This window comes from Mesorhizobium sp. WSM4844, from assembly GCF_055811775.1.
On the sequence record NZ_JBVVQB010000008.1, the window covers coordinates 45,510 to 69,333 of the forward strand.

Genomic DNA, 23,824 nt, shown 5'->3' on the forward strand with positions numbered 1-23,824 from the left:
CGCCACTATTATAGGTTGCATCGAGGGGGCTTTTGCCAAGCGTGGTTTGGGGACGCCGTTTAAGCAGTATGGCCGGGTGGTGGCGCGGGCTGGTTCGCCTGGCGCCGGTAGTCGCAATGGCGATGGCTGCCTTTGCCGCGAAAGCCGAGGATGTCTTCCCGAAATGGTCCGATCCGGAGGCTTGGACCGATGGTTTCTCCGAGATGCGGTTCATCGTCGTGCGCAGCAGCGCCACCGGCTGCGAGCCAAACTGTCCGGAATGGATTTCTGCCGAAGGCGCAATCGAGGCAGGTACGCCAGCTAAACTCAAGCGTATATTGAAGACACTCGGCCGCCGCCAACTGCCGATCATCGTCAATTCCCCCGGCGGCAATGTCGGCGCGGCGCTCCAACTCGGCCGAATAATCCGAAAGAATAAGCTCGATATCGCAATTGGCACGACCAGTTTTACAGAATGCTGGCCAGGCGCAGTGGGATGCCCGGCCGACGACGGCAAGGGCGCTGCACATTTCGGCGTCGCTTCTGACGGCGGCGCCATGTGTAATTCCGCCTGTCCACTGATGTTCGCTGGAGGCGTCCGCCGGGTGGCCGGTGGCTGGGCCTATCTGGGTGTTCATCAGATCACCACCACCTATTTCCCCAGCACAAAGCACTATCGAACCACCTATCGCGTAGTGCGGGGCAAAAAATACCGGGTCACTACAGAAACCGTCACTCAAGGCGAAAGCCACAAGACCTATGAAATGAGCAAGGCGCTCGCGAGGAAGCTATCGGCCTATCTCCGGGAGATGGGAGTGGGACAGGGCGTTCTTGACGTAATGAAAGCCACGCCTGCCAGTGATATGCGGCAGATCGTCCTCAATGATATGATGGCGATGAAATTGGTCACCAGCATGGACACTGTAGATCTGCTGACCAGCTCAAGCATGTGCTCGCTCGACAAGTTGGCACCGACTTGCCGCCAACTACCGGCGAATGCCAAGCCGGCCGAGGTGGCAGCAATCGAGCCGAAGGCCGGACCTTCTCAACCGGCTCAAGTGCCACTTTCTCAGCCCGCCAAGGCGGCTCCTCAGCCGATTGAGGCAGCGCCAGGGAACGAGGCGCCGGACAAGGGCTTCATACTCGTTCGCGGCAGCAATCCGATGTGCGAGCCGCACTGTCCGGAATGGATGTGGGTTCTGCCGCTCGGGGCAGTGCCAGGGAACGGGGCACCCGAGATGAGCTTCGTCGTGGTTCGTGGCAGCAATTCGTCCTGCAATCCCGACTGTCCGGAATGGATATCGGCCCAAGGCGTAATCACGAGCCAGACCCCGCAGAAGCTGCGCCATTTCCTCGCCACGCTTGGCAACCGGCGGCTGCCCATAGTGGTTAGCTCGCGAGGTGGCGACTTATTTGGCGCCTTGGCGGCCGGGAGGATTATCCACGAGAGGAGGCTCGACGTCGCCGTTGCTCGCACCGTTTTCGTTGGCTGCGACCCGGGAGAGTGGAGTTGCCTGGCCAAAGACGGTGCATATGCCGGAGTGGCCAGCGATGCGAAAGGCGACTGCGATTCGGCCTGCGCGCTGATGCTGGCGGGCGGCGTCAGGCGGCTTGTCGGTTCATGGGCGCTGCTCAGCCTGGGCCTGATGGGACAAAACCAGCTGATCAAGACTTACCTTGACGAGATGGCAATCAACCCTGATCTGTTCATGGCGCTTCAGCGCATTCCGGTCGAGCACCAACTCGAACCTGACACGATGCTGAAGCTTGGCCTGACGACGGGTCCTCAATCCGTGGACGAACTGACCGGCGCCACCATTTGCAAGTCGCTGCCGAAGCCCGACAATTGCAGGGTCACGCCGTCAACCAACGCCGAAGCCGCGGCGCCCCCGAGGCTGTAGCTTCGCGTCGGCCAATAATCGGCGTCGGCGTTGCCGGCCGATATCCGATGCGAAGGGCGGTCCTCGGGCTGCCCTTTTTGCTTATTCGCGTACACCCGGCTTGCCTTTTTAGGTACGGCCGGCGCTTGCGCCATCGTCGCAAAACGCTGTTGCAAGCCGGCAAAGCTGAACTACTATAGGTCGCATTGCGGGGGGCTTCCCGAATGGTTTCGTGGCACCGTCTGAATGGCCAGGCATGGTGGATGGTGATCTGCCTGGCGTCGTTCCTGGTCATGGGACACGCTGCCTTTGCGGCGAATACCAAAAAATCCGCGCCGGATCTTGGTCCGACGATGCGGTTTGTCGTCGTCCGCAGCAGCGCGCCTGGTTGCGAACCGACCTGTCCGGAATGGATATCGGCTGAAGGCTCGATAATGGCCGGCACGCCGGCCCTGTTTAAACGCACGCTCAAGGCACTCGGCGGCCGAAAACTGCCCGTTGTCGTGGATTCTCCCGGCGGCAACGTCGAAGCGGCGCTGGCGCTTGGCCGGCTGCTCCGCAAGAACAAGCTCGATATCGCGGTCGGCAAAACCCGGTTCACCGGTTGCCAGCCCGATGCCAGGGACTGCAAGGAAAACGACGGCAAGGGCGCTCGCTATTTCGGCAATGCCTTTGCCGACGGCGCCATCTGCAATTCCGCCTGTCCGCTGATGTTTGCCGGCGGCATCAGGCGCGTCGTCGGGCAATGGGCCTTTCTCGGCGTCCATCAGATCACCACGACTTACATCAAGACGAAATTGCAGTACCGGACCACTTATCGCGTGGTCGGAGGCAAGAAGAAGATCCTCAGCAAGAAGATCGTCGGCCGCAAGAACGCCGGCAGCTACAAGACCTACGAGATGAGCAAGTCGGTGGAGAAAAGACTGGCTGCCTATCTGAACGAAATGGGCGTCGGCCAGGCCGTGCTCGAGACGATGAAGAACACGCCGGCCAGCAGCATCCAGCAGCTGGCTCCCTACGACATGCTGCAGGCGAAGCTGGTGACCAGCCTGGATGCCGTCGACCTGCTGACCGCGCCAACCCTGTGCAACACCGATCCGGTGGCCGCGAACTGCAGGGAAATACCGGCGCCGGCCGGCGACGTGGTGGCGTACGCCAAGCCCGCTCCCGCCGCGCCGGTCGAACCTGAAACCGGGCAGCGGGCCGATGTTGGCGATATGCGCTTCGTCCTGGTTCGCGGCAGAAGTTTTCTCTGCGATCCCAATTGTCCCGAATGGATCTCGGCGGAAGGCACGATCAGCGCTCAAACGCCGGAACGGCTGCGCCAACTGCTGGACACGATCGGTGATCGGCGACTGCCCGTGGTGATCAACTCGCCGGGAGGCGACGTGCTCGGCGCTCTGGCCGCCGGAAGGTTGATCCGAGAACGCAAGCTCGACGTGGCGGTTGCGCGGACGGACTTCATTGGATGCGAGCCGGACAAGGCGGATTGCACCGCCGAAGACGGCGTCCATGTCGGGCTGACGATCGATGCGAGCGGCGCGTGTGGCGCGGCCTGCCCGATTATGCTTGCCGGCGGTGTCAGACGCCTTGTCGGTCCTCGCGCGCAGTTGACCGTGCACCCGATCGGGTTGGAGCAGCGGGTCAAAACCTATCTCAGGGATATGGCGGTCGGATCCGGTCTGCTGGTGGCGATGCGGTCGGTGCCGGCCTCGCGCCATCGGCAGCTCGAACCCGAGACGATGCTGAAAGTCGGGCTGACGACCGGGCTCGAATCGGCCGATGAATTTACCGGTCCGACCATCTGCAAGTCGCAGCCAATGCCACAGAATTGCCGCGTCGTGTCGACGTCCGAGGTTCAGGCCGCCGCGCCGGTCAAGCTGTAAGGCGCAGTCACGCCCCAGCCCAGCGCGATAGTGCGCGGCGCGGTAGTCCTTCCTGAATGCGCCACAATCCGCCACGACGTTCGACCGATTCGGCAATGAACAAGGTTTGGCGATGCTGATCGCTCATCTTCCGGCTGGCTACATACTCGGTACTTTCGTGGGAAATCGTTGGCCCGGCAGATCGGGGATCACGGCGGCGGCAATGCTCGGCAGCGTCGTCCCGGACCTCGACATGGTCTATTTCCATTTTGTCGATGGCGGACGAACCCATCACCACGCCTACGTCACGCACTGGCCGCTCTTCTGGGCAGCGGTTGGCCTTGTGGCACTGTCGGTCGCGAAATGGCGGGATCCGCGATATCTGGCCCCGGTCGGCGCCTTCTTTGCCGCCGCAATGATACACATGATCCTGGACTCAGTGGCGTCGCCTATCATGTGGCTAATGCCATTCGACCGGCGCGCGCTCGAACTCGTCACGGTTCCGGCGATGTATCGCAACTGGGTCATGAGCTTCATGTTGCATTGGACTTTTGCCCTCGAACTTCTGATATGCGCCTGGGCGCTGGCCCTCGGATTTCGACGATTGCAGCCCGGCGCGGCCACGCCTGAAAACTCGACTTGAGTTCTTGTCCGCTTTATGAAATAGCAGCGCGCGATACGGGCATAGCTCAGTTGGTAGAGCGGCGGTCTCCAAAACCGCAGGTCGTAGGTTCGAGCCCTGCTGCCCGTGCCATTTTTCGAAATGGTCAATTCAAGAAAAAAGTCTGATCTTCCGCGCATCGACCTTTTGAAAATCGCGCGGTGGCTTGCCATATAGGCAGTCTTGAGGCATAAGAGCGCCATAGCCGGAACGGGACGACTGGATGGTTCCGAGGCGGCGTTTGGCATAAAGCGGACACTTGCCACTTGCGTGGATCAAGAATCGGTTTTATGTAGACGAAACAGACACGCGACGCGTGGAGCTGGGAAGCCGGCTTTACGCGTCCGATTTGCATGGGCGAAATGATTGCGCTGATTCGGCGCGGACACAGGCTCAGGCGGCACATCCCGGCCAGCGGGATCATCCAGGAGATCCGGTCAACGGGTCTTGCAGACAGAGCGGCACATGGCTTCGAAAACCACAAATCCATTCGTCTTTCTCCAGCAGGTTCGCGCGGAGACCGCCAAGGTGACTTGGCCGTCGCGTCGCGAAACGATGATCTCGACGGTGATGGTTCTGGCGTTCGCTGTGATCGCGATGATCTTTTTCTTTACTGCCGATCAGCTCATGGGCCTCGCGGTCGAGCAGATTCTGGGCATTGGACGCTGAGTCCGGCGATTACGGAGAAGCCTTGAAATGACTGCGCGGTGGTACATCGTCCACGCCTATTCGAACTTTGAAAAAAAGGTCGCTGAGGACATCGAGAACAAGGCCAAGCAGAAAGGCCTGTCCGCTGACATCGAGCAGATCGTGGTGCCTACCGAGAAGGTCGTCGAGATACGCCGCGGCCGCAAGGTCGATGCCGAGCGCAAGTTCTTCCCGGGCTACGTGCTGCTGAAGGCCAACCTGACCGACGCAGTGTTCTCGCTCGTGAAGAACACGCCGAAGGTCACCGGCTTCCTGGGTGACTCGAAGCCGGTGCCGATCACCGAGGCCGAGGCCCAGCGCATCCTGAACCAGGTGCAGGAAGGCGTCGAGCGGCCGAAGCCGTCGGTCACTTTCGAGATCGGCGAGGCGATCCGCGTCTCCGACGGTCCGTTCGCCTCGTTCAACGGTTTCGTCCAGGAAGTGGACGAGGAGCGGGCGCGGCTCAAGGTGGAAGTTTCGATCTTCGGGCGCGCCGTGCCGGTCGATCTCGAATTCGGACAGGTCGAAAAGGGCTGATCCGAAATCCTTGTCGCCAATTCGGCGGTGAGGGAGGCGGCGTGGAAATCGCCGCCAAAACGGGTGGGAGGCGAATGCGGCTTTAGCCCGCTGCAGGAACCGCACCACCAGACTGCAACCGCCGGTGTTGCCCAGATTTGGGGCCGGCATGAGATAAAGGCAGGAAGAGATGGCTAAGAAAATTGCAGGCCAGCTCAAGCTCCAGGTTTCCGCGGGCTCGGCGACGCCGTCGCCCCCGATCGGACCGGCGCTTGGTCAGCGCGGCATCAACATCATGGAGTTCTGCAAGGCATTCAACGCGCAGACCCAGGAAATGGAGAAGGGATCGCCGGTTCCGGTCGTGATCACCTACTACCAGGACAAGTCGTTCACCTTCGTCATGAAGACGCCGCCGGTGAGCTACTTCCTGAAGAAGGCCGCAAACCTGAAGTCGGGCTCGAAGGAGCCGGGCAAGGTCAAGGCCGGCACGATCGGCCGCGACAAGGTGCGCGCCATCGCCGAGCAGAAGATGAAGGATCTGAACGCGACCGATATCGAGGGGGCCATGCGCATGGTCGAGGGCTCCGCCCGCTCGATGGGTCTGGAAGTGGTGGGCTGAGATCATGGCAAAGATTGCAAAGCGTGTATCGAAGACCCGCGAAGGCATCGATCCCAACAAGGCCTATGCCTTGGGTGATGCGCTGAAGCTGCTCAAGGACCGGTCCTCGGTGAAGTTCGACGAGACCGTTGAAATCGCGATGAACCTGGGTGTCGACCCGCGCCATGCCGACCAGATGGTCCGTGGCGTGGTCAATCTGCCGAACGGCACCGGCCGTACCGTCCGCGTCGCGGTTTTCGCGCGTGGCGACAAGGCCGAGGAAGCCAAGGCGGCCGGCGCCGATATCGTTGGCGCCGAGGATCTGGTCGACATCGTCCAGAAGGGCACGATCGACTTCGATCGCTGCATCGCCACGCCGGACATGATGCCGCTGGTCGGCCGTCTGGGCAAGGTGCTCGGCCCGCGTGGCATGATGCCGAACCCGAAGGTCGGCACTGTCACCACCGACGTTACCGCCGCCGTCAAGGCGTCGAAGGGTGGCGCGGTCGAGTTCCGCGTCGAGAAGGCCGGCATCGTTCATGGCGGCGTCGGCAAGATCTCGTTCGACGTCAAAGCGCTGGAAGAGAACGTCCGCGCCTTCGCTGACGCCGTGACCAAGGCGAAGCCGGCTGGCGCCAAGGGCAACTACGTCAAGAAGGTGTCGGTCACCTCGACGATGGGCCCTGGTCTCAAGCTCGACGTCTCGACGCTGGCAGCGTCCTGATACGAACCATTCGGATCTGCCGCTAAAGGGCTGATCCGCAAGCAGAATTCCGGGCCTCCGATTTATCTTGGCGGCCCGGTACCGGAAGTCGGAAGGCTTCCGGACATCCTGTCCGAGATTGCGGGCGGCCCCAGGCCTTGGTTCAAGGGGGGCCTTAATTCATGTGGGCCTGCATGAGACGGGTGAAGACCGGACAACGGAGCGACTGCTCCAATGAAAGGTTCGAACCGTGTTTGCCTTTTGTCTGCGCACCATTCGGCTTGCCGGCTGGTGTGGCGAAAGGGGGCAGGATCCTCGAGCGTCGTTCGGGAGATCCGTTACTGGATGGCCCGGCCGGCAAAAGGCAACCCGACGCCTGTCCTCGTAATGGGAATGTTCCCGTTAACAGGATTGGGGTCAACTGGAGATAGGCAGTGGACAGAGCGGAAAAACGCGAACTCGTCACGGGCCTGAATGAAGCGTTTTCGGGCGCTGGTTCAGTCGTCGTGGCCCACTACGCCGGTATCACCGTCGCGCAAATGAACGACCTTCGGTCGAAAATGCGTGTCGCCGGTGGCACCGTCAAAGTCGCGAAGAACCGTCTCGCCAAAATCGCTCTTCAGGGCACGGACTCCGCATCGATCATCGACCTGTTCAAGGGACAGACGCTGATCGCCTATTCGGAGGATCCGATTGCGGCGCCGAAGGTCGCGTCCGATTTCGCCAAGGGAAATGACAAGCTCGTCATTCTCGGCGGCGCAATGGGCACCACCTCGCTCAACGCCGACGGTGTGAAGGCACTCGCCACACTTCCGTCGCTCGATGAGCTGCGCGCCAGGCTGGTTGGCATGATCGCCACGCCGGCAACCCGGATCGCCCAGATCGTCAATGCGCCTGCGGCTTCGGTCGCGCGTGTCATCGGCGCTTACGCCCGGAAGGACGAGGCGGCATGAGGCCGTTCCTCGCTATCACAAACACACGTTCGAACCTTATGAAGGAATATTGCAATGGCTGATCTGGCAAAGATCGTAGACGACCTTTCGAAGCTGACCGTCCTCGAGGCGGCCGAGCTGTCGAAGCTTCTGGAAGAAAAGTGGGGCGTTTCCGCTGCTGCTCCGGTGGCGGTTGCTGCCGCCGGCGGTGCTGCGGCTGCTGCTGCTCCGGTCGAGGAAAAGACGGAATTCGACGTCGTCCTCACCGAGGCGGGTGCTCAGAAGATCAACGTCATCAAGGAAGTTCGCGCCATCACCGGTCTTGGCCTCAAGGAAGCCAAGGACCTGGTCGAGGCGGCTCCGAAGCCGGTCAAGGAAGCTGTTTCCAAGGCCGACGCGGACAAGTTCAAGGCCCAGCTGGAAGCAGCCGGCGCCAAGGTCGAACTGAAGTAAGCGTTTGATATCGGCGGGCGGCTTCGCGCCGTCCGCCGCTCCCTTGGCGCGAAGGGAGGCTGCGTAACGCGAAGAGTACGAAAACCTCTTTCCTGAGGGCCGTAAGCCGGCCTTCAGGAAACGGGTTTTCTCCCGTTTTGGCCGGCCACCGACAGGTGGCGGGTGAACAAATAAAGGCCGCCGCCGAAGGTGGCCGAGAATGCAAGGCGAGCCGCGGCGAGGCTCGCCCCGAGAATCGAGCTAAGGAGCGACGATGGCCCAGACACAAACTTTCAATGGCCGCAGACGCGTACGCAAATTCTTCGGAAAGATTCCGGAAGTTGCGGAGATGCCGAACCTGATCGAGGTTCAGAAGGCATCCTATGACCAGTTCCTGATGGTCGAGGAGCCCAAGGGCGGGCGTCCTGACGAGGGGCTGCAGGCGGTTTTCAAATCGGTGTTCCCGATTTCCGACTTTTCCGGCTCCTCGATGCTGGAATTCGTGAAGTACGAGTTCGAAGCACCGAAATTCGACGTTGACGAATGCCGTCAGCGCGACCTGACCTATGCCGCGCCACTCAAGGTGACGCTGCGCCTCATCGTGTTCGATATCGACGAGGATACCGGCGCCAAGTCGATCAAGGACATCAAGGAGCAGGACGTCTATATGGGCGACATGCCGCTCATGACCTTGAACGGCACCTTCATCGTCAATGGCACCGAGCGCGTCATCGTCTCGCAGATGCACCGTTCGCCGGGCGTCTTCTTCGACCATGACAAGGGCAAGTCGCACTCGTCGGGCAAGCTGCTGTTTGCCGCGCGCGTCATCCCCTATCGCGGATCGTGGCTCGACATCGAGTTCGACTCGAAGGACGTCGTGCACGCCCGCATCGACCGCCGCCGCAAGATTCCGGTGACGTCGCTGCTGATGGCGCTCGGCATGGACGCCGAGGAGATCCTGTCGACCTTCTACAACAAGATCACCTACAAGCGCGCCGGCGACCACTGGCGCATCCCGTTCAACGTCGAGCGTTTCCGCGGCCTCAAGGCTGTCGGCGACCTGGTCGATGCGGACACCAACGAGGTCGTCGTCGAGGCCGGCAAGAAGATCACCGCACGCCAGGCCCGTCAGCTCGGCGAAAAAGGTCTCAAGGCGATCAAGGCGACCGACGAGGATCTGCTCGGCAACTACCTTGCCGAGGACATCGTCAACTATGCGACCGGCGAGATTTTCCTCGAAGCCGGCGACGAGATCGACGAAAAGACGCTAAAAGTGCTTCTCGCCGCCGGCGACGACGAGATCAAGGTTCTCGACATCGACCACGTCAATGTCGGCGCCTATATCCGCAACACGCTCAACGTCGACAAGAACGAGAGCCGCCAGGACGCGCTGTTCGACATCTACCGGGTCATGCGCCCCGGCGAGCCGCCGACGCTGGAAACCGCCGAAGCCATGTTCAACTCGCTGTTCTTCGACAGCGAGCGCTATGATCTGTCGGCCGTCGGCCGTGTCAAGATGAACATGCGTCTCGAGCTCAAGGCCGAGGACACCGTGCGCGTGCTGCGCAAGGACGACATCCTGGCCGTGGTCAAGACGCTGGTCGAACTGCGTGATGGCAAGGGCGAGATCGACGACATCGACAATCTCGGCAATCGCCGCGTGCGCTCGGTCGGCGAGCTGATGGAGAACCAGTACCGCGTCGGCCTCTTGCGCATGGAGCGCGCGATCAAGGAACGCATGTCCTCGATCGAGATCGATACGGTGATGCCGCAGGACCTGATCAACGCCAAGCCGGCGGCTGCCGCCGTGCGCGAGTTCTTCGGTTCCTCGCAGCTGTCGCAGTTCATGGACCAGACCAACCCGCTATCGGAGATCACCCACAAGCGCCGTCTCTCGGCGCTTGGACCGGGTGGTCTGACCCGCGAGCGCGCCGGCTTCGAGGTGCGCGACGTGCATCCGACGCATTACGGCCGCATCTGCCCGATCGAGACGCCGGAAGGCCCGAACATCGGTCTGATCAACTCGCTGGCCACATTTGCGCGCGTCAACAAGTATGGCTTCATCGAGAGCCCGTACCGCAAGATCGTCAACGGCAAGCTGACCAATGAGGTCGTCTATCTCTCCGCGATGGAAGAGGCCAAGCACCACGTCGCGCAGGCCAATGCCGAGCTCGACAAGAATGGTGGTTTCGTCGACGAATTCGTCATTTGCCGCAATGCCGGCGAAGTGATGATGGCGCCGCGCGAAAACGTCGATCTGATGGACGTGTCGCCGAAGCAGATGGTGTCGGTGGCCGCGGCGCTGATCCCGTTCCTCGAGAACGACGACGCCAACCGCGCGCTGATGGGCTCGAACATGCAGCGTCAGGCCGTGCCGCTGGTGCGCGCCGAAGCGCCGTTCGTCGGCACCGGCATGGAGCCGATCGTCGCCCGTGACTCCGGCGCCGCCATCGGCGCCCGCCGGGGCGGCATCGTCGACCAGGTCGACGCGACGCGTATCGTCATCCGCGCCACCGAAGATCTCGATCCCGGCAAGTCGGGCGTCGACATCTACCGGCTGATGAAGTTCCAGCGTTCGAACCAGAACACCTGCATCAACCAGCGTCCGCTGGTGCGCATGGGCGACCTGGTCAACAAGGGCGACATCATCGCCGACGGCCCGTCGACCGAGCTCGGCGATCTGGCGCTCGGCCGCAACGTGCTGGTCGCGTTCATGCCGTGGAACGGCTACAACTACGAGGACTCGATCCTCTTGTCCGAGCGCATCGTCGCCGACGACGTCTTCACCTCGATCCACATCGAGGAGTTCGAGGTCATGGCGCGCGATACCAAGCTCGGGCCGGAGGAAATCACCCGCGACATCCCCAACGTCTCGGAAGAAGCGCTGAAGAACCTCGACGAGGCTGGCATCGTCTATATCGGTGCCGAAGTGCAGCCGGGCGACATCCTGGTCGGCAAGATCACGCCGAAGGGCGAAAGCCCGATGACGCCGGAAGAAAAGCTTCTGCGCGCCATTTTTGGCGAAAAGGCATCGGACGTGCGTGACACCTCCATGCGCATGCCGCCCGGGACCTTCGGCACCGTCGTCGAAGTGCGCGTCTTCAACCGCCACGGCGTGGAGAAGGACGAGCGCGCCATGGCGATCGAGCGCGAGGAGATCGAACGCCTCGCCAAGGACCGCGACGACGAGCAGGCGATCCTCGACCGCAACGTCTATTCGCGCCTGTCCGACGTTCTCGTCGGCAAGGATGCGATTGCCGGGCCGAAGGGTTTCAAGAAGGGCTCGAAGCTGTCGAAGGATACGCTCGACGAGTATCCGCGTTCGCAGTGGTGGCAGTTTGCGGTGGAGAACGAAAAGCTCCAGAGCGAACTGGAAGCCCTGCGCGGCCAGTACGACGATTCCAAGAAGGCGCTCGAACAGCGCTTCATGGACAAGGTCGAGAAGGTGCAGCGCGGCGACGAGATGCCTCCCGGCGTCATGAAGATGGTCAAGGTCTTCGTGGCCGTGAAGCGCAAGATGCAGCCCGGCGACAAGATGGCCGGTCGGCACGGCAACAAGGGTGTCGTGTCGCGGATCGTTCCGGTCGAGGACATGCCGTTCCTCGAGGACGGCACGCATGCCGATATCGTGCTCAACCCGCTGGGTGTGCCGAGCCGCATGAATGTCGGCCAAATCCTGGAGACGCATCTGGGCTGGGCTTGCGCCGGAATGGGCAGGAAGATCGGCGAGTTGATCGACGCCTACAAGACAGGCGGCGACATCAAGCCGCTGCGCAAGACGCTCGAGAGCTTCATGCCGGCCAACGACCGCAACGAGCCGGTCCGCGACTATGACGACGAAAGCGTCGTTCGCCTCAGCGAGCAGATGCGCCGCGGCGTCTCCATCGCGACACCGGTGTTCGACGGCGCGCACGAGGCCGACATCAACATCATGCTGGAGCAGGCGGGCCTGCACACCAGCGGTCAGTCGCAGCTCTATGACGGACGCACCGGCGAGCCGTTCGATCGCAAAGTGACGATGGGCTACATATATATGCTCAAGCTTCACCATCTTGTGGACGACAAGATCCACGCGCGTTCGATCGGGCCGTACTCGCTCGTTACCCAGCAGCCGCTGGGCGGCAAGGCGCAGTTCGGTGGCCAGCGCTTCGGCGAGATGGAGGTCTGGGCGCTCGAAGCGTACGGCGCCGCCTACACGCTGCAGGAGATGCTGACGGTGAAGTCGGACGACGTCGCCGGCCGCACCAAGGTCTACGAGGCGATCGTCAGAGGCGACGACACCTTCGAGGCCGGCATCCCCGAGAGCTTCAACGTTCTGGTCAAGGAAATGCGCTCTCTGGGCCTCAATGTCGAGCTGGAGAACACCAAGCTCGACGACAATCCGATCCGGCTGCCCGACGCGGCCGAATAAGCAAGACGCTTGGTCGCGGGAGAGGGCTCCCGCGACCGAGCGCACCAAATTTTCGACCGATGGTCGACCAAGTCGGCGGGCGTTTGGCCCGCGCTAGATGCAAGGGGTTTTCGATGACCCCGAAAAGGAGAACGGCATGAACCAAGAGGTCATGAATCTCTTCAATCCCCAGGCGCCTGCACAGGTGTTCGATTCCATCCGGATTTCGCTCGCCAGCCCTGAGAAGATTCTGTCCTGGTCGTTCGGCGAGATCAAGAAGCCGGAGACCATCAACTACCGCACCTTCAAGCCGGAGCGCGACGGCCTGTTCTGCGCGCGCATTTTCGGTCCGATCAAGGACTACGAATGCCTGTGCGGCAAGTACAAGCGCATGAAGTACAAGGGCGTCATCTGCGAGAAGTGCGGCGTCGAAGTCACGCTGTCGCGCGTCCGTCGCGAGCGCATGGGCCATATCGAGCTGGCCGCGCCGGTCGCCCATATCTGGTTCCTGAAGTCGCTGCCGTCGCGTATCGGCACGCTGCTCGACATGACGCTGAAGGACATCGAGCGCGTTCTCTACTTCGAGAACTACATCGTCACCGAGCCCGGCCTGACCGCGCTGAAGGAGCACCAGCTTCTCAGCGAGGAAGAGTACATGATGGCCGTCGACGAATATGGCGAGGATTCGTTCACCGCCATGATCGGCGCCGAGGCCATCCACGACCTTCTGGCCGGCATGGACCTGGAGAAGATCGCCGGCGACCTGCGTTCGGAGCTGGCTTCGACCACGTCCGAGCTCAAGCAGAAGAAGTATCTGAAGCGGCTCAAGGTCGTCGAGAACTTCATGGAGTCCGGCAACCGTCCGGAATGGATGATCATGAAGGTGGTCCCGGTGATCCCGCCGGACCTGCGCCCGCTGGTTCCCCTGGACGGCGGCCGCTTCGCCACGTCCGATCTCAACGATCTCTATCGCCGCGTCATCAACCGCAACAACCGCCTGAAGCGGCTGATCGAGCTGCGCGCGCCCGGCATCATCGTGCGCAATGAAAAGCGCATGCTGCAGGAAGCCGTCGACGCGTTGTTCGACAACGGCCGTCGCGGCCGCGTCATCACCGGCGCCAACAAGCGTCCGCTGAAGTCGCTGTCCGACATGCTGAAGGGCAAGCAGGGCCGGTTCCGCCAGAACCTGCTCGGCAAGCGCGTTGACTATTCCGGCCGCTCGGTCATCGTGACCGGTCCGGAGCTCAAGCTGCACCAGTGCGGCTTGCCGAAGAAGATGGCGCTCGAACTGTTCAAGCCCTTCATCTATGCCCGTCTCGACGCCAAGGGTTATTCCTCGACCGTCAAGCAGGCGAAGAAGCTGGTCGAGAAGGAGCGTCCGGAGGTCTGGGATATCCTCGACGAGGTCATCCGCGAGCATCCGGTGCTCCTGAACCGTGCGCCGACGCTGCACCGCCTCGGCATCCAGGCGTTCGAGCCGATCCTGATCGAAGGCAAGGCGATCCAGCTTCACCCGCTGGTCTGCACGGCCTTCAACGCTGACTTCGACGGCGACCAGATGGCGGTTCACGTGCCGCTGTCGCTGGAAGCACAGCTTGAAGCCCGCGTGCTGATGATGTCGACCAACAACATCCTGCACCCGGCTTCCGGCGCGCCGATCATCGTGCCGTCGCAGGACATGGTCCTGGGTCTCTACTATCTCTCGATCGTCAACCAGAACGAGCCGGGCGAGGGCATGGTGTTTGCCGACATGGGCGAACTCCAGCACGCGCTCGAGACCAAGGCGGTGACGCTGCACTCCAAGATCAAGGGCCGCTTCCGCTCGGTCGATGCGGACGGCAAGGTCGTGTCGAAGATCTACGACACCACGCCCGGCCGCATGATCATCGGCGAGCTTCTGCCGAAGAACGTCAATGTGCCGTACGAGACCGCCAACCAGGAGATGACCAAGAAGAACATCTCCAAGATGATCGACACCGTCTACCGCCATTGCGGTCAGAAGGAGACGGTCATTTTCTGCGATCGCATCATGGCCCTCGGCTTCAGCCACGCCTGCCGCGCCGGCATTTCGTTCGGCAAGGACGACATGCTGATCCCGGATGCCAAGATCAAGCTGGTTTCCGACACCGAGGCCTTGGCCAAGGAATACGAGCAGCAGTACAATGACGGCCTGATCACGCAGGGCGAGAAGTACAACAAGGTCGTCGACGCCTGGGCCAAGTGCTCGGAAAAGGTCGCCGACGAGATGATGGCCCGCATCAAGGCGGTCGAGTTCGAGGACAATGGCCGTCAAAAGCCGATGAACTCGATCTACATGATGTCGCACTCCGGTGCGCGCGGCTCGCCCACCCAGATGCGCCAGCTTGCCGGTATGCGCGGCCTGATGGCCAAGCCGAGCGGTGAGATCATCGAGACGCCGATCATCTCCAACTTCAAGGAAGGCCTGACCGTGCTCGAGTATTTCAACTCGACCCACGGCGCCCGCAAGGGTCTGGCCGACACCGCCTTGAAGACGGCGAACTCGGGTTACCTCACCCGTCGTCTGGTCGACGTGGCGCAGGACTGCATCGTCAACTCCGTCGACTGCGGCACCGACAAGGGCCTCACCATGCAGCCGATCGTCGATGCCGGCCAGGTCGTCGCTTCCGTCGGCCAGCGGGTTCTCGGCCGCACGGCGCTCGACGACATCACGCATCCGGTGTCGGGTGAGGTTCTGGTCAAGGCCGGAACCCTGATGGACGAACGCGACGTCGAGCAGATCGAAAAGGCCGGCGTCCAGTCGGTCCGCATCCGCTCGGCGCTGACCTGCGACGTCAGGGTCGGTGTCTGCGCGGTCTGCTACGGACGCGATCTGGCCCGCGGCACCCCGGTCAACCAGGGCGAGGCTGTCGGCGTCATCGCGGCGCAGTCGATCGGCGAGCCGGGGACCCAGCTCACCATGCGTACCTTCCACATGGGCGGTACGGCGCAGGTGGTGGACTCGTCGTTCCTTGAAGCCTCGTATGAGGGCAAGGTCGAGATCCGCAACCGCAACGTGGTGCGCAACTCCGACGGCCAGCAGATGGTCATGGGCCGCAACATGGCGGTGCTGATCCTCGACGAGGCCGGCAAAGAGCGCGCCACGCACCGCCTCACCTATGGCTCGCGCATCTTCGTGGACGATGGCGACAAGGTGAAGCGCGGCCAGCGCATCGCCGAGTGGGATCCCTATACCCGCCCGGTCCTCACCGAAATCGAGGGCAAGGTGGCGTTCGAGGATCTGGTCGACGGCATTTCCGTCCAGGAAACGGCCGACGAATCGACCGGCATCACCAAGCGCGAGGTCATCGACTGGCGTTCGACGCCACGCGGCAACGACCTCAAGCCGGCGATCGTCGTCCAGGACGCCAAGGGCAAGGTCGGCAAACTGTCGAAGGGCGGCGACGCTCGCTTCCTGCTCTCGGTCGAGGCCATTCTTTCGGTCGAGCCGGGTGCACAGGTTCGCCCCGGCGACGTGCTGGCGCGTATCCCGATGGAAAGCGCCAAGACCAAGGACATCACCGGTGGTCTGCCGCGTGTTGCCGAACTGTTCGAGGCACGCCGTCCGAAGGATCACGCCATCATCGCCGAGATCGATGGCACGATCCGCTTCGGCCGCGACTACAAGAACAAGCGACGCATCATCATCGAGCCGCATGACTCGACGCTTGAGCCGGTCGAATACCTGATCCCGAAGGGCAAGCCGTTCCATCTCCAGGACGGCGACGTCATCGAGAAGGGCGACTACATCCTCGACGGCAATCCGGCGCCGCACGACATCCTGGCGATCAAGGGCGTGGAGGCGCTTGCGTCCTACCTCGTCAACGAGATCCAGGAGGTCTACCGTCTGCAGGGCGTGTCGATCAACGACAAGCACATCGAGGTGATCGTTCGCCAGATGCTGCAGAAGGTCGAGATCACCGCGCAGGGCGACTCGACCTACATTCCGGGCGACCACGTCGACGTGATCGAGCTGGAAGAGGTCAACGAGCGCCTGGTCGAAGACGGCAAGAAGCCGGCCGAAGGCCAGCCGGTACTGTTGGGCATCACCAAGGCCTCGCTGCAGACGCCGTCCTTCATCTCGGCCGCCTCCTTCCAGGAGACGACCAGGGTGCTGACCGAAGCGGCGGTTGCCGGCAAAACCGACATGCTGCAGGGGCTGAAGGAAAACGTCATCGTCGGCCGTCTGATCCCGGCCGGCACCGGCGGCACGATGAGCCAGATCCGGCGCATCGCCACCTCGCGCGACGAGCTGATCATCGACGAGCGCCGCAAGGCGTCAGGCGTCGAGGTCGCCGACCCGATGCTGACCGACATGGCTTCCGCCGCGCAGTAAGCGCGGCGGGTAAGATCTCAGGCAACGAAGCCGTCGGGGCAACCCGGCGGCTTTTTTGCATGTTGAGTTGGCGACGAACTGGAGGAGGCGTCGTCGAGTGTTGCGACTTGTTTCGATCGTCCGGCGCCGCCCCTCATTGCCCTGCCGGGCATTTCTCCCCGTAAACGGGGAGAAAGAAGCTGGCCGCAACCTTGGCGCTCTTTCTGCGACGGTGGAGATTGGCGAAATCTTTGATGACGGCGTCCTTCTCCCCGTTCACGGGGAGAAGATGGCGGCAGCCAGATGAGGGGCGGCGCGGCGATTGCAGAATGTCAGGACCGGAGAAGGCCACTCCTTGCAGCGCCGCGGCGTCAATCGAAAAACGCTTCCACCACATTGCGCTTGCCGAGCATAAAAGCGTCGGCGACATGCTGCAACGGAGCGAGATCGACGTCGGAAACGCCGGCGCGCACAATCTCGGCGAAGCGCTTGTAGAGCATCGGATATTCGGCTTCCGGCTTGTCGTGAACGACGCGGCCGTCGACCGCGAGTTTTGCGCCGCCGCCAGAAAGCACCATCGCGCCCTTGTCCGTCTCGGCCAGGATGTCCCAGCTTTGCGGGCCGGTCTGGCGCCAGTCGAGTTCCATCGCCACCGGCAAGCCGTTCGAGGTGCGGAAGGCGATGTGCGCGGCGATCGGGGCGGCGCGGTTTTCGGGAAAATCGAGGATCGCCGAGGTGATGAACATCGCCGGCAATATGTGGGTCGCGATCGACAGCGCGTTGATGCCGGGATCGAACACGCCGAAGCCGCCTGGAGCCCAGATCCAGTCCTGGTTCGGGTGCCAGCGGCGCACGTCCTCCTTCCAGTTGATGGCGGCCGACCTGATCTGGGTCGAGCCTAAAAATGCGCGCGCCGCTTCCACCGCCGGCGCATAGCGCGAATGCCAGCTGGCGAACAGCGAGACGCCGTTTGCCGCGGCCAGTGCTTTCAGGTCTTCGACCTCGCTGACCGTGGCGCCGGGTGGCTTTTCCAGAAAAACATGCTTTTTTGCTTCGAGTGCCGTCCGCGCGGCGTCGTAGCGGAACTGCGGCGGCATGCAGAGCGATACGGCCTCGAGCTCCGGCACGGCGTCGAGCATCGCCTCGATATCAGGAAAATTCGCGATGCCGTCCACCTTGCCGTGCCGGCTGGCGGCGGCGGTGAGCAGGTAGTCGCGGTCCTTGGCCAGGGCCGGCAGGTGCTGGTCGCGAACAATCTTTCCCACGCCGACGATGCCGAGCTTGATGGGACCGCTATTCAGGGACATGGGAACTCCGCAGGTTGATATTGCGCTTGGTTCTTAGCAGAGAACCGATGCCGGGCAAGCAGTGCCAGACCGCGACGGCCCCAAACCGCGACGGCCAGGGACATGGCTGGTCACAGCGGCACGTCGAAGGTGACGATCGACACTTCGCCTTCAAGCGCGCCCTGATAGGCCGACAAATGCGGCTCTTCGTCGGGCACGCCGTCCAGGTCGCCGATCTGGTCGAGCTCCGCCTCGGCGTAGCCTTCGGCCGCGAGTGATTCGAGCGCCCGGCGCACCGCCGAATCGTCGTCGGGCGCGACCAGCATGAGGTGGACGCCTTCCGGCTTGCCGCCCTTTCTTTTCCACGCCCGGCCGGTGATGATGGTGACCGGGCGCTCATCATTGTCGTTCACGGGCCGATTCCTCCGGGCGAGGGGATTTGCGCTGTTCATGTCGCTTTTTCGCATGAAGCGTGGATATGCAACAGCCGAGGGCCGGTCACTTTCTTCCTTGCTCTTGCAAAATGGCGAAAGAAAATTACATGCGCTTTTCGCATGGCTGCCAAGCCTCGGTTTCAGCGTAATATTTGGTGCTCCGGGGTTGACGGGCAACAGGCTTGCGAGTAGAAGCCGCCCAGTCAGAACCGATGTGAGGCTCTCCCTTCCGAAGCGACACGCTTTGGAGTTTGCCTCAAACAGGGTTCGTTTTACGAGCGAAAAGACATTTCCGGCGTGCATGAAGCGGTTTCCGCTTCCTCTGCCATTTGTTCGGGCAAGACCGCGAGGCGCGGTTTGTGGCCCGACTTTGCGTATGGAAATGACGCTTTGAGCGGCCCTGACCGGGCGAGACACGGAATTGAGAGACAAGAGGGTTTAATGCCTACCGTCAACCAGCTGATCCGCAAGCCGCGCATTGCGCCGGTGAAGCGCAACAAGGTCCCGGCCATGCAGCAGAACCCGCAGAAGCGGGGCGTCTGCACGCGCGTCTATACAACGACGCCGAAGAAGCCGAACTCGGCGCTGCGCAAGGTGGCCAAGATCCGCCTGACCAATGGTTTTGAAGTGATCGGCTACATCCCCGGCGAAGGCCACAACCTTCAGGAGCACTCGGTGGTGATGATCCGCGGCGGCCGCGTCAAGGATCTTCCGGGCGTCCGCTACCATATTATCCGCGGCGTGCTCGACACGCAGGGTGTGAAGAACCGCAAGCAGCGCCGTTCGAAATACGGCGCCAAGCGTCCGAAGTGACCGAAGCGTAGCCAAGGTCATCCCGGACGGCGCCAGGCGACGATCCGGGATCCAGGCCACCACGCAGAATTGAGGCAGAGAAAAAATGTCCCGTCGTCACAGTGCAGAAAAGCGTGAGATCAATCCGGACCCGAAGTTCGGCGATCTGATCGTCACCAAGTTCATGAACGCCGTCATGTATGACGGCAAGAAGTCGGTTGCCGAGACAATCGTCTACGGCGCGCTCGACCAGGTCCAGTCCAAGACCAAACAGGAGCCGGTCACCGTCTTCCATCAGGCGCTCGACAATGTCGCGCCGCATGTGGAAGTGCGTTCGCGCCGCGTCGGCGGCGCCACCTACCAGGTTCCGGTCGACGTGCGCCCCGAGCGCCGTCAGGCGCTGGCCATCCGCTGGTTGATCGCCGCCGCCCGCAACCGCAACGAGACCACGATGGTCGACCGCCTCTCCGGCGAGCTGATGGACGCGGCCAACAACCGCGGCACCGCCGTTAAGAAGCGTGAAGACACCCACAAGATGGCAGAAGCCAACCGCGCCTTCGCGCACTACCGCTGGTAAAGCGCGAACGAGACTGAAGAGGCACCTCCCATGGCCCGCGAATACAAAATCGAAGACTACCGCAATTTCGGTATCATGGCGCATATCGACGCCGGCAAGACGACGACCACCGAGCGCGTCCTCTACTACACGGGCAAGTCGCACAAGATCGGCGAAGTCCATGACGGCGCTGCCACCATGGACTGGATGGAGCAGGAGCAGGAACGCGGCATCACCATCACGTCCGCCGCGACCACGACCTTCTGGAAGGCTCGTGACGGCAAGATGCACCGCTTCAACATCATCGACACTCCCGGCCACGTCGACTTCACCATCGAGGTCGAGCGTTCGCTGCGCGTGCTCGATGGCGCCATTGCGCTGCTCGACGCCAACGCCGGTGTCGAGCCGCAGACGGAGACCGTCTGGCGCCAGGCCGACAAGTACCGCGTGCCGCGCATGATCTTCTGCAACAAGATGGACAAGATCGGCGCGGATTTCTATCGCTCGGTCGAAATGATCGGCTCGCGCCTCGGTGCGCAGGCTGTCGTCATGCAGCTGCCGATCGGCGCCGAGACCGAGTTCAAGGGTGTCGTCGATCTCGTCGAGATGAACGCGCTGGTCTGGCGCGACGAGACGCTGGGCGCCGCCTGGGACGTCGTCGAGATCCCGGACGACCTTAGGGCACGTGCCGAAGAATATCGCGAGAAGATGATCGAGGCCGCCGTCGAAATGGACGAGACGGCGCTCGAGAATTACCTCGAAGGCAAGATGCCCAGCAATGACGAGATCCGCGCCCTGATCCGCAAGGGCACCATCGCGGTGAAGTTCTACCCGATGTTCTGCGGCTCGGCCTTCAAGAACAAGGGCGTGCAGCCGCTGCTCGACGCAGTCGTCGAATATCTGCCGTCGCCGGCCGACGTTCCGGCCATCAAGGGCGTCGATGCCAAGACCGACGCCGAGATCGAGCGTCACGCCGACGACAGCGAGCCGCTGTCGATGCTCGCCTTCAAGATCATGAACGACCCGTTCGTCGGCTCGCTCACCTTTGCCCGCATCTATTCGGGCAAGCTCACCAAGGGCATCTCGGTCGACAATACGGTGAAGGGCAAGAAGGAGCGCATCGGCCGCATGCTGCAGATGCATGCGAATTCGCGCGCTGACGTCGAAGAGGCTTTCGCCGGCGACATCGTTGCTTTGGCCGGCCTCAAGGACACGACGACTGGCGACACGCTCTGCGATCCGCTGCATCCGGTCATCCTCGAGCGCATGGAATTCCCCGATCCGGTCATCCAGATCGCGATCGAGCCGAAGACCAAGAACGACCAGGAGAAGATGGGCCTTGCGCTGCATCGCCTGGCCGCCGAGGACCCGTCCTTCCGCGTCAAGACCGACGAGGAAAGCGGCCAGACCATCATCTCCGGCATGGGCGAACTCCACCTCGACATCATCGTCGACCGCATGCGTCGCGAGTTCAAGGTCGAGGCCAATGTCGGCGCGCCGCAGGTGGCCTATCGCGAGACGATCACCCGCAGGCACGAGCAGGACTACACCCACAAGAAGCAGACCGGCGGCACCGGCCAGTTCGCCCGTGTCAAGATCCTGTTCGAGCCGAATCCGGAAAGCAGCGAATTCCTGTTCGAATCCAAGATCGTCGGCGGCGCTGTGCCGAAGGAATACATCCCCGGTGTCGAAAAGGGCATCAACAGCGTCATGACCTCCGGCCCGTTCGCCGGCTTCCCGATGATCGGCGTCAAGGCGACGCTGATCGACGGCGCCTACCATGATGTCGACTCCTCGGTGCTCGCCTTCGAAATCGCCGGCCGTGCCTGCTTCCGTGAAGCGGCGCCCAAGCTTGGCGTGCAGTTGCTCGAGCCGATCATGAAGGTCGAAGTGGTGACGCCGGAAGATTACGTCGGCAGCGTCATCGGTGATCTGAACGGCCGTCGCGGCCAGATTCAGGGCCAGGAATCGCGCGGCGTGGCGGTGGTTGTCAACGCCATGGTGCCGCTCGCCAACATGTTCAAATACGTCGACAATTTGCGCTCGATGAGCCAGGGCCGCGCGGCCTACACGATGCAGTTCGATCACTACGAGCCGGTCCCCACCGCGGTCGCTCAGGAAGTCCAGAAGAAATACGCGTAACCCCAACGGGTTGCAGCGCTAACTTAATTCAAAGCCCGCACGGGCGAGCAGGAATGGAGAGATCACATGGCAAAAGGTAAATTCGAGCGTACAAAGCCTCATGTGAACATCGGCACGATTGGCCATGTCGATCATGGCAAGACGTCGCTGACGGCGGCGATCACCAAGTATTTTGGCGAATACAAGCGCTACGACCAGATCGATGCGGCGCCCGAAGAGAAGGCGCGCGGCATCACCATCTCGACGGCGCATGTCGAATACGAGACGGCCAACCGCCACTACGCCCATGTCGACTGCCCCGGCCACGCCGACTATGTCAAGAACATGATCACCGGTGCTGCGCAGATGGACGGCGCGATCCTGGTCGTGTCGGCCGCCGACGGCCCGATGCCGCAGACCCGCGAGCACATCCTGCTGGCCCGCCAGGTCGGCGTGCCGTCGATCGTGGTGTTCTTGAACAAGGTCGACCAGGTCGACGACGCCGAGCTGCTCGAGCTGGTCGAGCTCGAGGTGCGTGAGCTGTTGACCAAGAACGAGTTCCCCGGCGACGACATTCCGATCGTCAAGGGTTCGGCGCTTGCGGCTTTGGAAGATTCCGACAAGAAGATCGGCGAGGATTCGATCCGCGAATTGATGGCTGCGGTCGACGACTACATCCCGACGCCGGTTCGCCCGCTCGACAAGCCGTTCCTGATGCCGATCGAGGACGTGTTCTCGATCTCTGGTCGTGGCACGGTTGTGACCGGCCGCGTCGAGCGCGGCGTGGTCAAGGTCGGCGAGGAGCTTGAGATCGTCGGCATCCGTCCGACCACCAAGACGACCTGCACCGGCGTCGAGATGTTCCGCAAGCTGCTCGACCAGGGCCAGGCCGGCGACAACATCGGCGCGCTGCTGCGCGGTGTCGACCGCGAAGGTGTCGAGCGCGGCCAGGTTCTGGCCAAGCCGGGCACGGTCAAGCCGCACAAGAAGTTCGTCGCCGAGGCCTACATCCTGACCAAGGACGAGGGTGGCCGTCACACGCCGTTCTTCACCAACTACCGGCCGCAGTTCTACTTCCGCACGACCGACGTGACCGGCATCGTGTCGCTGCCGGAAGGCACCGAGATGGTGATGCCTGGCGACAACATCACCGTCGATGTCGAGCTGATCGTGCCGATCGCCATGGAAGAGAAGCTGCGCTTCGCCATCCGTGAAGGCGGCCGCACCGTCGGTGCCGGCATCGTCGTCACCATCAAAGAGTAATTTGGACTTAAACCGATCTGTCGCGGGCGCTGCCCGCGCCGCGCCAGAACAAGGAAGTGACGCATGAACGGACAGAATATCCGCATCCGCCTGAAGGCGTTTGATCACCGGGTGCTTGACGCCTCGACGCGGGAAATCGTGTCGACGGCCAAGCGCACCGGCGCCAACGTCCGCGGCCCCATTCCGCTGCCGACGCGGATCGAAAAGTTCACGGTCAACCGGTCGCCTCACGTCGACAAGAAGAGCCGCGAGCAGTTCGAGATGCGCACGCACAAGCGTCTGCTCGACATCGTCGATCCGACCCCGCAGACGGTCGACGCTTTGATGAAGCTCGATCTTGCCGCCGGTGTCGACGTCGAGATCAAGCTCTAAGGAACCAGAGCGGCGGGGCGACCC

Annotated in this window: 19 protein-coding genes and 1 tRNA gene; 17 read left to right on the plus strand and 3 right to left on the minus strand. The window is 62.3% G+C overall.

From position 1 onward, the window contains the following. Nucleotides 1-116: 116 nt before the first annotated feature. The 12 genes from AC0L2A_RS09415 to rpoC all read left to right on the plus strand — a co-directional run bounded on the left by AC0L2A_RS09415 (nucleotide 117) and on the right by rpoC (nucleotide 16,997). The gene (locus AC0L2A_RS09415; RefSeq protein ID WP_473608501.1) at nucleotides 117-1,880 is read left to right on the plus strand and encodes a COG3904 family protein; all 1,764 of its coding nucleotides are present in this window, start codon (nucleotides 117-119) and stop codon (nucleotides 1,878-1,880) included. A gap of 203 nt (nucleotides 1,881-2,083) precedes the next feature. Next, on the plus strand, nucleotides 2,084-3,745 hold the full coding sequence (locus AC0L2A_RS09420) for a COG3904 family protein (RefSeq protein ID WP_473608502.1): 1,662 nt from the start codon (nucleotides 2,084-2,086) through the stop codon (nucleotides 3,743-3,745). Between the two features lie 112 nt (nucleotides 3,746-3,857). Then, nucleotides 3,858-4,367, plus strand: a complete 510-nt coding sequence (locus tag AC0L2A_RS09425; protein ID WP_473608573.1) for a metal-dependent hydrolase — start codon at nucleotides 3,858-3,860, stop codon at nucleotides 4,365-4,367. Nucleotides 4,368-4,402: 35 nt separating this feature from the next. Then, nucleotides 4,403-4,478: transfer RNA gene (locus tag AC0L2A_RS09430), tRNA-Trp, on the plus strand. 372 nt (nucleotides 4,479-4,850) lie between these two features. After that, complete coding sequence (gene secE / locus AC0L2A_RS09435; protein ID WP_013531408.1) at nucleotides 4,851-5,054, plus strand: preprotein translocase subunit SecE; 204 nt, start codon at nucleotides 4,851-4,853, stop codon at nucleotides 5,052-5,054. A 27-nt stretch (nucleotides 5,055-5,081) separates the two neighbouring features. Next, on the plus strand, nucleotides 5,082-5,609 hold the full coding sequence (nusG, locus tag AC0L2A_RS09440) for a transcription termination/antitermination protein NusG (RefSeq protein WP_006333333.1): 528 nt from the start codon (nucleotides 5,082-5,084) through the stop codon (nucleotides 5,607-5,609). Nucleotides 5,610-5,778: 169 nt separating this feature from the next. Continuing rightward, complete coding sequence (rplK, locus tag AC0L2A_RS09445; RefSeq protein ID WP_023798121.1) at nucleotides 5,779-6,207, plus strand: 50S ribosomal protein L11; 429 nt, start codon at nucleotides 5,779-5,781, stop codon at nucleotides 6,205-6,207. A 4-nt stretch (nucleotides 6,208-6,211) separates the two neighbouring features. After that, entirely contained in the window at nucleotides 6,212-6,910 is a 699-nt protein-coding gene (rplA, locus tag AC0L2A_RS09450; protein ID WP_027155818.1) for a 50S ribosomal protein L1, read from the plus strand. A gap of 413 nt (nucleotides 6,911-7,323) precedes the next feature. Continuing rightward, complete coding sequence (gene rplJ / locus AC0L2A_RS09455) at nucleotides 7,324-7,842, plus strand: 50S ribosomal protein L10 (protein ID WP_023798119.1); 519 nt, start codon at nucleotides 7,324-7,326, stop codon at nucleotides 7,840-7,842. A 54-nt stretch (nucleotides 7,843-7,896) separates the two neighbouring features. After that, a complete protein-coding gene (gene rplL, locus AC0L2A_RS09460; RefSeq protein WP_023680442.1) occupies nucleotides 7,897-8,274 on the plus strand; it encodes a 50S ribosomal protein L7/L12 in 378 nt (125 codons plus the stop codon). Between the two features lie 253 nt (nucleotides 8,275-8,527). Then, the gene (rpoB, locus tag AC0L2A_RS09465; RefSeq protein ID WP_091591204.1) at nucleotides 8,528-12,664 is read left to right on the plus strand and encodes a DNA-directed RNA polymerase subunit beta; all 4,137 of its coding nucleotides are present in this window, start codon (nucleotides 8,528-8,530) and stop codon (nucleotides 12,662-12,664) included. 136 nt (nucleotides 12,665-12,800) lie between these two features. Beyond that, nucleotides 12,801-16,997, plus strand: a complete 4,197-nt coding sequence (gene rpoC / locus AC0L2A_RS09470; RefSeq protein WP_128177802.1) for a DNA-directed RNA polymerase subunit beta' — start codon at nucleotides 12,801-12,803, stop codon at nucleotides 16,995-16,997. A gap of 133 nt (nucleotides 16,998-17,130) precedes the next feature. On the opposite strand, the gene AC0L2A_RS09475 is transcribed toward rpoC, so the two are convergent. The 3 genes from AC0L2A_RS09475 to AC0L2A_RS09485 form a co-directional block, all read right to left on the minus strand. Beyond that, nucleotides 17,131-17,373, minus strand: coding sequence for a hypothetical protein (locus tag AC0L2A_RS09475; protein ID WP_473536164.1), 243 nt, complete (start codon nucleotides 17,371-17,373; stop codon nucleotides 17,131-17,133). Further along, complete coding sequence (locus AC0L2A_RS09480) at nucleotides 17,348-18,283, minus strand: Gfo/Idh/MocA family protein (protein WP_473608504.1); 936 nt, start codon at nucleotides 18,281-18,283, stop codon at nucleotides 17,348-17,350. Before AC0L2A_RS09480 ends, AC0L2A_RS09475 begins: the two co-directional genes overlap by 26 nt. A 110-nt stretch (nucleotides 18,284-18,393) precedes the next feature. Next, the gene (locus AC0L2A_RS09485; RefSeq protein WP_023798115.1) at nucleotides 18,394-18,675 is read right to left on the minus strand and encodes a hypothetical protein; all 282 of its coding nucleotides are present in this window, start codon (nucleotides 18,673-18,675) and stop codon (nucleotides 18,394-18,396) included. Nucleotides 18,676-19,137: 462 nt separating this feature from the next. Between AC0L2A_RS09485 and rpsL the strand changes: the two genes are divergently transcribed. From rpsL to rpsJ, 5 genes are all read left to right on the plus strand, one after another. Further along, nucleotides 19,138-19,509, plus strand: coding sequence for a 30S ribosomal protein S12 (gene rpsL, locus AC0L2A_RS09490; RefSeq protein ID WP_006333356.1), 372 nt, complete (start codon nucleotides 19,138-19,140; stop codon nucleotides 19,507-19,509). An 85-nt stretch (nucleotides 19,510-19,594) separates the two neighbouring features. Next, on the plus strand, nucleotides 19,595-20,065 hold the full coding sequence (gene rpsG / locus AC0L2A_RS09495) for a 30S ribosomal protein S7 (protein ID WP_008875664.1): 471 nt from the start codon (nucleotides 19,595-19,597) through the stop codon (nucleotides 20,063-20,065). Nucleotides 20,066-20,095: 30 nt separating this feature from the next. Then, a complete protein-coding gene (gene fusA, locus AC0L2A_RS09500) occupies nucleotides 20,096-22,186 on the plus strand; it encodes an elongation factor G (protein WP_128186830.1) in 2,091 nt (696 codons plus the stop codon). 66 nt (nucleotides 22,187-22,252) lie between these two features. Further along, the gene (tuf, locus tag AC0L2A_RS09505; RefSeq protein WP_091591201.1) at nucleotides 22,253-23,428 is read left to right on the plus strand and encodes an elongation factor Tu; all 1,176 of its coding nucleotides are present in this window, start codon (nucleotides 22,253-22,255) and stop codon (nucleotides 23,426-23,428) included. Nucleotides 23,429-23,491: 63 nt separating this feature from the next. Continuing rightward, nucleotides 23,492-23,800: a 30S ribosomal protein S10 gene (gene rpsJ, locus AC0L2A_RS09510; RefSeq protein WP_006205468.1), complete on the plus strand. Its 309-nt coding sequence runs from the start codon at nucleotides 23,492-23,494 to the stop codon at nucleotides 23,798-23,800. Nucleotides 23,801-23,824: the final 24 nt, after the last annotated feature.